Origin of the sequence: Ereboglobus luteus (assembly GCF_003096195.1) — a bacterium.
Lineage (GTDB): Bacteria > Verrucomicrobiota > Verrucomicrobiia > Opitutales > Opitutaceae > Ereboglobus > Ereboglobus luteus.
In genome coordinates, this window is record NZ_CP023004.1 from 3,516,506 (window position 1) to 3,529,968 (window position 13,463).

The following is a 13,463-nucleotide window of genomic DNA, read 5'->3' on the forward strand; positions in this document are numbered from 1 at the left end:
TTAAATACGGCGCGGCTCAGGAGAGCCATATCCCTTATTCTTTATAGTTATAAACGAAGGCGCTGTCTTTGGTTTCGACGGTGATGGTTTTGATGTTCCGGCCTTCCATCAGGCGGGTGAGGATTTCGCGGCTGATGTCGGGGAGGAGGGTTTGGGTGAGGATGGCATCCACCATGCGGCCGCCGCTTTCGTTTTCCGTGCAACGGCTGGCGATGAGCGCGACGACATCGTCGGTGTAGGTGAGCGCGATGCCGCGGTTGGCGGCGATGCGCCTGACGATGCGGTCGAGTTGCAGGCGAATGATGGCGCGGAGCATTTCGTCGCTGAGCGGGAAGTAGGGAATCGTGACGAGGCGGCCGAGAAGCGCGGCGGGGAAGGCCTTGAGGAGCGCGGGGCGGAGCGCCTTGGCGATGCCGTCGGCGTCGGGCATGAGCTCGGGGTCCTTGCAGAGGTTGGTGATGATGTCCGTGCCGACGTTGGTGGTGAGCAGAATGATGGTGTTCTTGAAGTCGATGAGGCGGCCCTCGCCGTCCTCCATCCAGCCTTTGTCGAAGACTTGGAAGAAGATTTCGTGGACATCGGGGTGCGCTTTTTCGACTTCGTCGAGGAGCACGATCGAGTAGGGGCGTCGGCGGACGGCCTCGGTGAGAATGCCGCCTTCGCCGTAACCGACGTAGCCCGGAGGCGCGCCTTTGAGCGTGGAGACGGTGTGCGCCTCTTGAAACTCGCTCATGTTGATCGTGATGACGTTTTGCTCGCCGCCGTAGAGGACTTCGGCGAGGGCGAGGGCGGTTTCGGTTTTGCCGACGCCGCTGGTGCCGGCGAGCATGAACACGCCGATGGGTTTGCTCGGGTTGTCGAGGCTGGCGCGCGAGGTCTGGATGCGGCGCGCAATGGCTTCGAGGGCGTGGCGCTGGCCGATGATGCGTTTTTCCAAGTTGTCCGCGAGGTTGAGGACGGATTGGATTTCGTTTTTCACCATGCGGCCGACGGGGATGCCGGTCCAATCGGCGACAACGGAGGCGACCGCCTGGTCGTTGACCGAGGGGAGGATGAGCGGCGTTTCGCCTTGGAGCGCGGAGAGTTGGGATTCGAGGTCGCGGAGTTCGGCGATGAGGGGATCGGCGGGTGTGGCGATTTTTGTGGATTCTGATTTCGCGGATTTTTTTGCGGACTTTTTCTTTTTGGATTTTTTGCCGGTGGGAGGTTTGGGCTTGGGCTCGTCGCCCATGTCACCCGATCCCACGGGCGAGTCGCCCGTGCCACTCGACCCTTCGGCTTCGGTGACTTGGCGGCGGAGGGCGATGATTTTTTCGACGAGTTCTTTTTCCCTGGTCCAGTCGGCCTCAAGTTTTTCGAGGTGGGTTTTGTCGGCTTCGAGGTTTTTGCGGAGCTTGGTTTCGCGTTCGGCGTGGTCGGCGCCGAGCTTGGTTTCGCGGGTGAGGATTTCGAGCTCGGCCTCCGCGATTATGATGCGCTGGCGGGTGTCGTCGATTTCGGCGGGCGTGGCGTGTTGCGAAACGGCGACGCGGGCGCAAGCAGTGTCGATGAGGCTGACGGCCTTGTCGGGGAGCTGGCGCGAGGGGATGTAGCGGTGCGAGAGTTTGACGGCGGCCTCGACGGCGCTGTCGAGGACTTGCACGCGGTGGTGTTTTTCAAGGACGGGGGCGAGGCCGCGAATCATGGCGATGGCGGCGGCTTCATCGGGTTCGTCGACTTTGACAACTTGGAAGCGGCGCGTGAGGGCGGGATCTTTTTCGATGTGCTTTTTGTATTCGGCCCAAGTGGTGGCGGCGATGGTGCGGAGCGTGCCGCGCGCGAGGGCGGGTTTGAGGAGATTGGCCGCGTCGCCCGTGCCGGCCGCGCCTCCGGCGCCGATGAGAGTGTGGGCTTCGTCGATGAAGAGGATGATGGGGGTGGGGGAGGCTTGCACTTCGTCGATGACTTGGCGAAGGCGTTGCTCAAACTCGCCTTTCATGCTGGCTCCGGCTTGGAGGAGGCCGATGTCGAGGGAGCGGAGTGTGACGTCGCGGAGCGAGGGCGGCACGTCGCCTTTGACGATGCGTTGTGCGAAACCTTCGATGACGGCGGTTTTGCCGACGCCCGCCTCGCCCGTGAGGATGGGGTTGTTTTGGCGGCGGCGCATGAGGATGTCCACGATCTGGCGGATTTCGTCCTCGCGGCAAAGGATGGGATCCATTTTGCCTTCGCGGGCCTGCGCGGTGAGGTCGGTGGTGTAACGGTTGAGGGCTTCCTGTTTGCCAAGTTGGGCGGGCGACATGGCGCCGCTGGCCTCGCCGGGAGCGGCTCCGCCTGTGGCATCGGATGCGGGGGCTGACATGCGCGCCTCGGGCGAGCCGGAGGTGATGTCGGCGAAGTTGTCCGTGAGCGCCTGCTCCTTGACTTTGCCGAACTCGGGGAGAACTGGAGCAGCAGCGAACGGAGGCTGGGCGTGCTGATGAGCGCGAGGAGGAGGTGGCCGGTGCGGATGGAGTTTTCGCCGAAGAGGAGCGAGGTGTAGGTCCACGCCTGCTGGGTGGCGTTTTCGATGTGCGGCGAGAAGTCGTTGATAGCGGTGGCGCCGCGCGGGAGGCGGTCGAGCGCGGCGGTGAGGTCGGCGGCGAGGCGCGAGGCGTCGAGCGAGAAGTGGCGCGCGACGTGGTGCAGGTCGGTGTCCTGCGTCTGGAAAATTTGGTTTATCCAGTGCAGGAGTTCGACGTAGGGGTTGCCGCGCATTTTGCAGAAGACGGTGGCGCCTTCGAGTGCCTTATACGCGAGCGGGTTGAGTTTGCCGAAGAGGGTGGAGCGTTGGATGGATGGCATGGTGATGGAAAGTGCTGAAAGACTGAATGGCTGAAGGTGGCGGATGGTTTGGAGTTTATTTCGCTTTCTTGGCGTCTCTTATTATTTTTCCAAGATTACCTTTTATCTTTTCTATGGTCGGTTTGATATCGTCTTTTAGAAGACGCCTGTGAAAAGAAGTGATCGCCGCCCTGAAATTATTAAAATCCGATTTGTAGTTTATTGGATTTTTCAATTCCCATTTTTCGATTTGATCGATGATGCGGCGCACTGAAGCCAAAACGTTTCCGGCCGGGCTGCCATTGCCAATTACAGATTCATGCACATCCCATTTTTCGAGCAAATGTTTCGCCGAAAGATACATGGGCCTTAACCCGCGAACGCGAATGTGCTTGTTATACGCCTCGACCAGCGGGGCAAAGTTATTTGTGTCCGTGGATTTTTCATATACATCCGCATGCAACTGTTCCAGTAGTCTTACGCAGGCCGCTTCAGCATACGCCATCGTGGTTTTGCAAGCCGTGCAAAAATCCCTCGACTCCCTTGCGAAGGCAATTGAATCGAATTTGCTGTTAATTTCATCCTGCCTGGCCCCCTTCCGCTTCATCTTGGCCCTTCGTTTGTTTTCCTTCATTTCACGCAGCATGCTCTCGGCTTCGGAAAGCCTGCCCTCGGCATCGATCACGATTGCCTTTAGCCTGGCGTCCAAAAAGCTCACCGCGGCTCCGGTATGCGTGTCCAGCCCATAGGCTTTTTCATAAGCGCCTTCTATATCCTTAAAATACAGTTTGGCCATTTTTGCAATGGACGCGCACCGTTTCTTCAACAACGCGGTGTCTTCCTCGCGTTTTTTTATTTTTGCGTCTTCGATGGAATCAACACCGTATTTAAAACAATTAATATAAGCCTGGTCGAATTCCTGCAATGTAACCGAGAGGGTTTTGTTGGAGCGGAACCAGCATTTTTTGACAGCCTCGACGGGCTTCACGTCCGGCCGGGTCGTCATCTTTTCAAACCGTGCGGATGTTTTTTTCCATTCTTCAATTAACGATTTGCTCATGGGTATGCGTCGGATGACTGTTTTATGGTTTTACTCGCGGCAAAGCGGGGCGCCGTGTTTCGCGCGTTTAGGATTGGTTGAGAGCGGTTTCGGATTTGCTGATTTGCTGGGCAAAATCGTTGAGCGCCGTGCCGAGCGCGGCCGCGATTTTGGCAACCTTGCCGTTGTTGTGCGCATTCTTTGCGGGGGCGTCGTCCCTGTAGATTTCCGCGCAGCGTCCCGCCCAGTAACGAAGTTGAGCTTGGAGGCCGTCGTTCATGATGAGGATGGAATCGCTTATCGCAAATATGGCTTCCTGCACCGCGTCTCTTGCGGCGTCCCTTTTCATTTTCTTCGCCTGCAATTTGCCGAGCGCGGCGATGCCTGCCTTGAGATCGTTCAGCTTGGCTGCCGCGGTCCTTTGGATTTTGGCGAGCTCGGCGTCTACCCGCGGCTTTTGGCCTGAGAGCGCGCACTGGGTGAATTCCTTGGCGGTGCAGAAGGATAGCAGGGATTTGTTTTTTGCCAGGGTGCTTTCGCTCAGCGCGAATACCGCGGGCTTGAAATATTCCCCGACGACGAGCTCGTCCCTTGCCTTGTAATTTTTAACATAGGCAAGTTTGGCCTCGGTGGCTTTTTGTATTACCGGTTTCTTTTTTCGAACTTCTTCGACGCGGGCGGCAATCTTTTTATATTCATCCTCAAGCCGATCCAGATGCTCCTTATACATGCCCGGGGGGACTCCCTTTTTAGGGAGTTTTTTAACGCGAGCGGCGGATGTCGGTTGCCATTTGAAGGCTCTCAAGCAGGTTTTGCGTCTTGCCCTCCAACTCGGCGCGCAATTGCTCGATTTGTTTTAAATGGGCCCTTCTTTTGTTTTCTAATTCGGCGGGCACCGCGTTCTCAAACTCATCCGTGAGCGTTTTGCCGTCAATCCACTTGTTCATGACGCTCTCATGATAAGTTTTTCCGTAAATGACCGTTGATGCGTTAAACGCCTTGATTATGCCAGTCGTCGCGGCTTTGAGCATGGCAATGGTTTTCTCCAGGCTCTCATTATAGAAGTCGTTACGCTCCTCCATGCGGGCTTCGGCGCCTTCAATGATGATTTCGAGTTTATCAAGAAGGGGGGCGATGCTTTTTATAATGACGTCCGCCTGCTTGGCCATGGAGTCCATGCGCGTCCAGTTGGAATCCTGGCGGTCGAGCGACATGGCAATGGATATCTCGGCTTCATCCGTGATATTATATTTTTTCAGCGGCGTGCTGTCGTTGCGGTGCTCTTTATTTTGCGCGTCGGTGAAGTTTTTTGCGGCGGCTTCGAGATTTTTATATATGACAACCAAGTTGGCGTGTCGCTGGCGGATGGTTTTCATCATTTTCTCAACCAGCGCATAGGAATCGGGGCGTGTTTTTTGAATGCCTTGAGGTCGGTGTTGATTGCCTCAAGTTGTGCGACGAAGTTTTTCTTGTCCGCCTCGGCGTTTCTCTTGTGTTTTTCCGCGGCCGCAACCGCGCCTCTTCGATAGGCGATGTATTGTTGAATCCTTCGCTGCCCGGCTGATTGCGCCTTGCCGAGGCTGGTTTTTTCCTGGTCAACGAGGCTCTCAAGGTCGGCCAGCTCGTCAATGGCATCCCGCGTGGCATCCTTGATGTTTTGGGGGATTCCGCCGCGAATGTTGTTCAAAAGTTTTTTTGCGGCCGCCGCGGCCTGACGTATCTCGACTTCCAGTTTGTCGAGAATTTTTTCGTCTGATTTTTTATTATAATCGGAAATATATTGGCTGATGTTTTTGAGATGTTTTTCGAAATTAAAATCCTTGGTGCAGCCTTTGGCTCCGCGTTTCCAGACTGTGGCGGTGTTTGTGAGGGGACGAGTGACATGGTGTCTTATATATGTGTTTATTGATTGTTGTTGGGTGGAGCGGATTTGCTCTGTTCGCGATGAAGAGTGTTGTTCGTGGGGCGGGGGATCGGAAATGATTTTGTGATTACAATGGAAAGGTTTGTTTGTAATCAGCGGGCGAGGCGCGACGGGCTCTCAGTTTTTTGGCGTGACGAGGAGATCGCCGTGGTTGCGGGTGGGCGGGTTGGAGTGGAGCCAGGTGGTCCAGCCGAGTTGCTGGCCGCCTTGGTCGCCGAGGCGGAGCATGGGGATTTCATCGGCGCGAATGACGAGGCGGGCGTCCCAATAGAGTTCGGCTCCGGCGTAGTTTAATATCCAGTCGCGGAGGCGGCGGAAGGATTCGCCGCGGGGGAGGAGGCGCTTGTAGTCGGCGTAACGCATAGGGCCGAGGTTCACTCGAAAGCTGAGCTGGGTGTCCCAGACGCGTGTGCCGATGATGGCGTTCTGGCCGAGGGTGGAGTCGGTGGCGCGTCCGCCGAGGCCGCAGTAGCAGTCCTTGGGCAATGGAATCCAGCGGCCTACATGGGTGTCGATGGTTGCGGGGACGCTGAAGAATTCAGAGATGATTGACTCAAGGCTTTCGATGTTGCGCGTGGGGCAGGAGAGGCGTCCGGCGTAGTAGAGTTTGGCGTTGAGGGGGATGCTGTCGTTTTCGGTGGGCGCGGGGGCATCGTCCGCCGCGCCGAACATGGCGCCGATGTAGTGAGAGAATGCTTGTTCGTCGGGGCGGTCGAGGTCGGCGGAGAGCTGGTTCACCATCCATGCGCGATAAAAGAGCGCGATCATGCGGTGGTGGAAGATGTCGGCAAAGGCGGCGAAGGTGCGGTCGCCGTGGTGGCGGTCACGGCTGCGGGCGTGCTCGGTGAGGTGGAGGGGCAGGGGGCCGTTGGGGCCGAAGAGGCCGAGGAAGTTTACGTAGAGGCGCGGTGGGGAGGTTTCGGTCGCGGGGGAAAATGACTCGATAGGGGTGCGGGCAAAGACGAGTTCGGGTTTCTGTCCAAAGCGGATGCTTTCTTGCGCGGGCGTGTAGGCTTCGCCGGTGCGCGGAAGGTCGGGGTGCGCGGCGTCAAGCATGCGGACCGCGCGGTAGAAGTCCATGGAGGTGATGCTTTGCTCTGGCGCGGAAGAGGATGTTTGTGGCTGCTCTGACATCGGTGACGGGTGAGGCGGGCGTGTGGTAATTTTCGATTTTGGATTCTCGATTTTCGATTGCGCGCTACCGCGCGGTTGCGAATGCGAAAGTGGAGCGGTAGCTCCCAATCGTTTCGAGGCCGTAGGCCGACAGTCTGCCAAATCGAGAATCGAGAATCGAAAATTTGAATGTGTTGGCGTGTTCGTGCATGGGGGGCTAGAGCACGGCGCGTTTGCCGGCGGTGGGTTTCCAGCGGGCGATTTCGCCGCGTTGCTCGGTGCGGATCACTGTTTCGGTGAAGGAGTTTATGGTGGCGTATTTGGTGAGGAATTGCTCGAGGACGCTCGCGAGGAGAAACACGCCGGTGCCCTCGAAGGCGGGTTCGTCGAAGGTGAGCGTGACTTCGAGGCCTCGTCCGAAGGTGATCGGGCCGGGCGTGGGGGAGCGGCGGATCACGGGGCGGGCTTGCACCGCGGTGAGACCCTCGATTTGGCGGGCGAGCTCGCGGTTGTCGTCCTCGATGTAGAGTTTGAGGATGTCGCGGAGGGCGGTGGAGTTGCGTCCGTCGGCGGAGTTTACGAGCGAGGTGTAGTTGAGCGAGAGGTGGCTGATGAGGCGCCAGGTGAAGCGGCCCTCGGCCATGGAGGGGTGCGGCTCGGTGGGGCCGGCGATGCAGCGGATGCCGGTGATGGGCGCGCTGGTTTCCATGGTGAAGTCGGCGGTGGTGACGCCGATGGCCATTTGGATGGGGAGGTGGCGGTTGGTGCAGAGGGCCTGGATGGCGAGCTGGCGAAGGTCGGCGCGGTAGGGGGCGGCGTTGGCATCGACGAGCGAGATGAAGACTTCGGTGCCGGTGTAGTCGCTCTTTTTGCCGAATTGTTTTTCGCGGGCGGTGAGGATGCGGGGCTGGCGGATGCTTGTGTAGTAGGCGGCGGAGGAGAGGTCTGTGTCCTTCGCCATGTAGAAGGGGTTGAAGGTTTGCTGTTCGTCGGCGGTTTCGCCGAGGCCGCGCACGGAGTCGATTTGGAAGATTTCAAAATCGAGCGGGCGGTTGCGGTCGGGGACAACGTGGAACTCGGATAGCCATTCGGAGAGCTGGATGCGGTCGAGCGACTTGGGGAAGAGGTTGATGACGGGGGCGCAGTGGAGGGCGAAGTTGGAGGCGTCGATGCGGTTTTCGAGGCGGGGTTCCTGTTGCGCGAGGGGAATGACGATGTCGAGCTGCGTGTCGATGGCGCACTCGGCGGCGAGGTTTTCGGCGAGGTTGCCGATTTTGAAAAAGAGGAAGCGCTGGGGGAACGCGAAGTATTCGCGGAGGAGCCGGTAACCCTCGAAGGAGCGCGGGCTGGGGGGCAGGAGCGCCTCGTTTTCCTCAAGGCCGACGCGAGTGACGTGCTCGGGCCGGAGATGGAGACGATTTTGCCGCGTCGTGCGGGGGACTGAACAACAACACCGAGTTGGTGGGCGATGATTTGCTCGAAGATGGAGGCGGGGAGGTCGCTTGCGCCGGTGAGGTGGAGGACGAGTTCGTCGAGCGCGATTTTGTTAAAGGTGAGCCCGGCGGTGGCGCGGAGGCGGATGCGGATGGCGGCCTTGGCGCCGAGGTTGCGGGGGAGGTTGAGGGCGGCGACGTCGCGGGTGTAGTAACGGACTTCCTCAATGCGGACGGGAAGGAGGTTGACGTCGTGCGCGGTGCGGAATGTGCAGGGAGTGCGGTCGCCTTTGCCGAGGATGCTTTTCAGGATGGAGCCTCGCGGGATAACCGCGCCCTTGGCGAGGTTGGCCTCCTTTTCGTCGGCGGCGAAGCGGACGATGGCCATCGAGGGGATGGGGGTGAGGAAGTGCGGGTAGATTGTTTCGAGGAGCGACTGGGTGAAGCGGGGGAACTCGGCGTCGAGCTTGAGGTGGACGCGGGCGGCGAGGTAGGCGAAGCCTTCAAGGAGGCGTTCGACGTAGGGGTCGGGGCAGGTGTCGGTGCCGGCGGTGTCGAGCGCGAGGCGTCCGGCGATCTTGGGAAACTCCTGCGCAAACTCGGCCGCCGACACGCGGAGGTGGCGGAGTTCGTTGTTGTAATAATCGAGGAAGCGTTTGTCCATATTTCGACCTTTGGTCTAATTTATAATTTAAAATGTATAATGTATAATGTATAATGGGGCGCTACCGCGCCGTTGGGAGCTTGGGTTTTAAGATTAAGGGAAGGCTGGCGGAGGGTTTTTCATTATGCATTATTCATTATGCATTTTTAATTAGGCCGAAGGCCGTCAGTGCGCGCTAAAGCTGCTGATGGCCTGACCGGCGCCGGCTTCGATGTCGACTTGGGTTTTGATGTAGAGTTTTTCGGGGATTGGGTTGGCCCAGAGGTCGCCGCGAATTTCGAAGCTAACGAGTTGGTTCAGCATGGTGGCACGGACGGAGAGCGTGCTTTTTATGATGCGCGGCTCGAAGACGCAGATGGCGTCGTAGAGGGAATCCTCGAGCGCGCCCATGTCGGGGGCGGTCAGGCCGAAGAGGTGGCGGATGCCGAAATTGAAAACGGATCGTTCGACTTCGGGGAAGTCGCCAATGCGAAACTCGGTTCCGGAGCGCGAGCCCTCGACGGGGAGGTGCGCGCTGGTGCTGAAGAGCCAGGTGAGGTCGCGCAGGACGCCCTCGCGATAGGCTTGCGAAGAGATAACGCGCGCGTTGCGTCCCTCGACCTTGCTTGCCGGATTGTCATCAAGCAGGCGGTCAAGGAGACACGGATGGATGCGTTTGAATTGCGAGTCGTCGGGCATGTGGGGTCGCGGTGAGTTTATCTTTTACGATGGCATCAAACCAATTCATCGATGACGATGCTGCCAATCTCGGCGATAAGCCCCTGGGTTGCGTCGCCCACGGTCGCCACCACTTCCGCAAGGCCGTTGCCGAGACCTCCTCCGAATCCCATGGCAAGGCCGGTGCCTAGGCTGACCACAGTCGCTGTGTATTTGAGGGCGTCTGGAACACCTTTTTTCAGATACCCGATCGACGTCCTGAATTTAACATTCAGTTTCTTGGATTCATCGACTTTCTGGTTGGCAGTTATTATCCGCTCGATGAGGTTGCCCAACTTGGTTTCGAGGCCGGTTATTTTTTTCTCGTAGTTGGCGCGGGCTCGGTCGAGTTGCTTCAGGGCCTTTTCTTGGGCGGCCAGAAGCTTCTTTGTGTCGTGTTTGTTCTGTTCCATGATTTCTGAGAATTTCGAGATCAACGCCTTTCTGGCTTTTGCAAAGGCATCCTTTGAATCGGTGATGGTCTGCTTTTGCTTATCCATTGCTCCGTAGAGTGACACAGACAGCCTGTGCGAGAGGCCACTCACCTTGCCGATATTAACCTCGTGCAGGTCTATGTGGGAGTCGCAGTTGGCAAGGCTTGGCGTTTCCAGGCCTAAGACGCCGCTAAGCGACGACAGACCAAGTTCCGTTGCGCTTTTACGCCCGTCCTTGAAAACTTTCCTGAAAAGCCCCTTGGGCGCGCCTACTTCTTTTTCGAGGGAGTCCTGCTTTTTTTTCAGTTCGATGATTTTTTTCTCAAGGACAGTCCTTTCCTTGGAATTTTTCTCGGCTTCCTTCATGGCCTCGGCGAGTTTCTTTTTGTTTTTTTCGTCCTGCTCCTTTGTTTTGCCCTTCTTGCCTATGCGTTGCTGCACTTCCATGATGCGATCCTTCAACGCGTTGCTTTTGGCTTGTGCCTCATCCAGTTCGCACTCGCATTTGAGAAATTTTTCCCGTGCCTCGAAGAGCTTGTAGTTGCTGTCCTGCATGAATGCCGAGAGGATTTTCAATTCGCCTTGCACGTATTTGGCCGTTGTATCCACCGTCGAGGCCAGTTTTGCGATTTCCTGAACTACGCCTGCGGCGGTGCGGCACATGGCGATGATGAACAATGGCGCGGCGGTGCCGCCAGTGAGCACCGTCAGAACAATGGAGCCGGCCGTGCTGACGCCGGTCACGGCGAGTTTCCCGGCCGCCTTGATCCTATACTCGGTTAGTTTGTCCTGTTCTTTTTGATACTCCGAGATGATGCGCGTGCATTCCTTCTGGGCGGCGATGGTGAACTGCTTGATCATGCTGTCGATTTCCTTGTTAAGATAGCGGAAATAACTTTCTTCTTTTTGATCGGCGGGCAGTTTTGTCACCGCCTTTTTCGCGGCTTCGTTGCATAGTTTTAGCCATTTTTTAATGCCTACGCTGATAGTTTGCTGGGCGCGTTGCATCCACGACGGGTCTTTGGTGAAGGCGTTGAAGACGTCATCTTGCAACTGGACCGATATGTTTATGGGGAATGTTTTCTTTTTGTCATAGGGGAAGTCCTTGTAATAGGAGTCTAGTATAATCGACAGTGCATTGGGGAATTCCACCATTGTGTATGTTTTCATGACTATGTGCGCCTTGATCTTGTGGTTTTTGTTGATGGTTGTCGGTCCCAGTTATTTGTTTTCTGACAGATCCAGAACTCTTACCTCGAGGAGCGAAATGTCGTCCGTGTCGGTGGCGAACATGCGCTGACCGGAGCCGACAGTGAAGTTGCCGGGGAGATCGGTCCATTGCGTGAGTCGGGAGAGGGCGCACTTGGGATCGGGCGCGGTGTTGGGTTCCCCGACGGGTGCGTAGCGCACGGGGATGAAGCCCGCGCCTTCGCCGCCGTTGCTCCAGACAAATTGCGCGGGGGCAAAGACGAGGTCGATGAGGTTTCCCGGGGCTTCGAGCGCGATGCGTTTGATGCGGCTCATGGGCACCCAATAATATTTGCCCTCCATGTGCAGCTCGATGACGGGCCCTAGGCGGGTGTCGGCGTCGGCGATCCACTCGAAGGGTTTGCCGTCGATTTTGCCCGAGGTGGCGGGGGCGTCGTTGAATGCTTGGTCGCGAAGCGCGGCGGCGGCCTCGGCGTTGCCTTGGGCAAGGAGTTGGTTGGCCTGCATGAGGGGCGCGAGCCACTGGTCGGGTTCGCCTAGGATGAGCGGGGTGCGTTTGCCGGCGAAAACCTCCGCGCGGAAAACCTCGCATTGGATCGCCATTTGGTGGAGGCGCGTGGTGACGCGCGCGTCGGGATCGTCGGGGATGAGGCCGGCGTAGATGGCGAGCTGGTCGAGCGCCTTTTCCCAGCGGCCGAGCACGCAGTTGAGCTGGTAGAGGAATGCGCGTGCCTTCGGATCGGCGGGGTTGGCGCGGACGGCGGCGTTGGCGGCCGCGAGCGTGGCGTCGAGATCGGCTTGCTTGAGGTGGTCGGCGGGATCGGACATGGAGGAAAAGCGGAGGGTGGTGGTTGGGCTGGCAACAAATGAACACACATTAAAACCCATGCTGCGGGGCGGGTGGCGCAGCATGGATTTTTGTGTGGGACAGGGCGGTTGCTATCAGCTCTTGGTGCCCGTGTTCGCGCCACGATCCCAAGAGAATATGGCCAATTGGTTGTTGGACTTGCCGGTCTTGGCATCGGTCTTGTAATACTTGTATTCGACGCTGCCGTAGTTGAACTTGAGGGTTTCGGTCGGCATTTCGTCGCCGCTGCCGCTGACGCTGACTTCCGTGATGACGACGCTTTGGTATTTTATTTCCATGTAGAGCGTGGGCTTGCTTGAGTCGTCGTCGGCAACCGCGCGATATACTTTAACAACGGCAAAGGGAATGTGTTTGCCGGAGAGGCAGAAGAAGAGGAGGGCGCTCGTCGAGATGTCGAGGTTCTTGGCGGTTTCAAAATCCTCGAAGTTGGCGCGTCCGACTGTCACCGCGCCGGTGGCGGAGCGGTTTTCAACCAGGGGCATTTCGATGCCGAGCCCGTAGTTTTGAATTTCGATGGGGCCGGCGCTGCTGGTTTCGGCGGGAACTTCGTTTTTGGCGACGGCACTGGTTGAGTCGCCGCGAACTCCGTCAATATAAAGATATGCTTCAAAGGCCATGATGTTTTATAATTGGATTTATTGTTGTCTGATGAGTGTTGGTGGGGACGATTACGATTTCGTGCCGGTGTTCTTAATGGTGTTCCATTTGACCGTGGTGAGGCCTCCCGCGCCCGGGGTTATCGCGCCGGTGTCCTCGTTAACCTTGAAGGGCTTGTATTCATATTCAATGGCCCCGTAGGCGATGGATAATTCCTCGGTGGGGAGCTCGTCGCCGCCGCCGCCGGAGAATTTGCAGGAGTTGATCACCGCGCCCTGCATGACGATGGAGAGGAACTGATAGGGTTTGTGCGACGAGCCGCCCTCGGTGAGCGACGCGAAGAGGTTGACGACGATCTTCTCGAAAACGGTGCCCGCCGACGCATGAAACGCGAGGTGCATGCTGGTGGCGTCCACGAATTTCTTAAAGGTGAACGGTTCGAGTTTTCCCTTGCCGGTGGTGGCCGCGCCGGTGCCGCTGGAGCGGGCGGGGCTGACCGCCATGGTGGCCGAGAAGCTGTATTCCTCGAGGTCAATCCAGCCTGACTTGTTCGTTTCCTTGGCAGGCGTGTAGCCGTCGCCGAGCGTGATTTCGCCAACGACGTAGGGCGTCACGAATTTTAGATATGCATCGAATGCCATGATGTTTTATATATTAGTTGGGTTGTGAGTGCTTTGCCCGTGC

At 57.7% G+C, this 13,463-nt stretch carries 10 protein-coding genes and 2 pseudogenes; all 12 read right to left on the reverse strand.

Annotated features, from left to right (window positions below):
- Positions 1–34 precede the first annotated feature (34 nt).
- The 12 genes and pseudogenes from tssH to CKA38_RS12910 all read right to left on the reverse strand — a co-directional run bounded on the left by tssH (position 35) and on the right by CKA38_RS12910 (position 13,420).
- A pseudogene (gene tssH / locus CKA38_RS12855) lies at positions 35–2,823 on the reverse strand (type VI secretion system ATPase TssH).
- A gap of 55 nt (positions 2,824–2,878) precedes the next feature.
- On the reverse strand, positions 2,879–3,862 hold the full coding sequence (locus CKA38_RS12860; RefSeq protein WP_152032864.1) for a hypothetical protein: 984 nt from the start codon (positions 3,860–3,862) through the stop codon (positions 2,879–2,881).
- A 67-nt stretch (positions 3,863–3,929) separates the two neighbouring features.
- On the reverse strand, positions 3,930–4,571 hold the full coding sequence (locus tag CKA38_RS12865; RefSeq protein ID WP_108825840.1) for a hypothetical protein: 642 nt from the start codon (positions 4,569–4,571) through the stop codon (positions 3,930–3,932).
- 31 nt (positions 4,572–4,602) lie between these two features.
- The gene (locus tag CKA38_RS12870) at positions 4,603–5,220 is read right to left on the reverse strand and encodes a hypothetical protein (RefSeq protein WP_108825841.1); all 618 of its coding nucleotides are present in this window, start codon (positions 5,218–5,220) and stop codon (positions 4,603–4,605) included.
- Positions 5,217–5,528, reverse strand: a complete 312-nt coding sequence (locus tag CKA38_RS12875; protein ID WP_108825842.1) for an SPFH domain-containing protein — start codon at positions 5,526–5,528, stop codon at positions 5,217–5,219. Before CKA38_RS12875 ends, CKA38_RS12870 begins: the two co-directional genes overlap by 4 nt.
- A 354-nt stretch (positions 5,529–5,882) precedes the next feature.
- Positions 5,883–6,899, reverse strand: coding sequence for a type VI secretion system baseplate subunit TssG (tssG, locus tag CKA38_RS12880; protein ID WP_108825843.1), 1,017 nt, complete (start codon positions 6,897–6,899; stop codon positions 5,883–5,885).
- A gap of 196 nt (positions 6,900–7,095) precedes the next feature.
- A pseudogene (tssF, locus tag CKA38_RS17000) lies at positions 7,096–8,975 on the reverse strand (type VI secretion system baseplate subunit TssF).
- Positions 8,976–9,140: 165 nt separating this feature from the next.
- A complete protein-coding gene (locus CKA38_RS12890) occupies positions 9,141–9,653 on the reverse strand; it encodes a type VI secretion system baseplate subunit TssE (protein WP_108825844.1) in 513 nt (170 codons plus the stop codon).
- A gap of 35 nt (positions 9,654–9,688) precedes the next feature.
- On the reverse strand, positions 9,689–11,275 hold the full coding sequence (locus CKA38_RS12895) for a hypothetical protein (RefSeq protein WP_108825845.1): 1,587 nt from the start codon (positions 11,273–11,275) through the stop codon (positions 9,689–9,691).
- Positions 11,276–11,326: 51 nt separating this feature from the next.
- Positions 11,327–12,142, reverse strand: coding sequence for a type VI secretion system accessory protein TagJ (locus CKA38_RS12900; protein ID WP_108825846.1), 816 nt, complete (start codon positions 12,140–12,142; stop codon positions 11,327–11,329).
- 114 nt (positions 12,143–12,256) lie between these two features.
- Positions 12,257–12,799 (reverse strand): Hcp family type VI secretion system effector, encoded by a 543-nt coding sequence (locus tag CKA38_RS12905; protein WP_108825847.1) that lies wholly within the window; start codon positions 12,797–12,799, stop codon positions 12,257–12,259.
- Between the two features lie 51 nt (positions 12,800–12,850).
- Positions 12,851–13,420, reverse strand: coding sequence for an Hcp family type VI secretion system effector (locus tag CKA38_RS12910; protein WP_108825848.1), 570 nt, complete (start codon positions 13,418–13,420; stop codon positions 12,851–12,853).
- Positions 13,421–13,463: the final 43 nt, after the last annotated feature.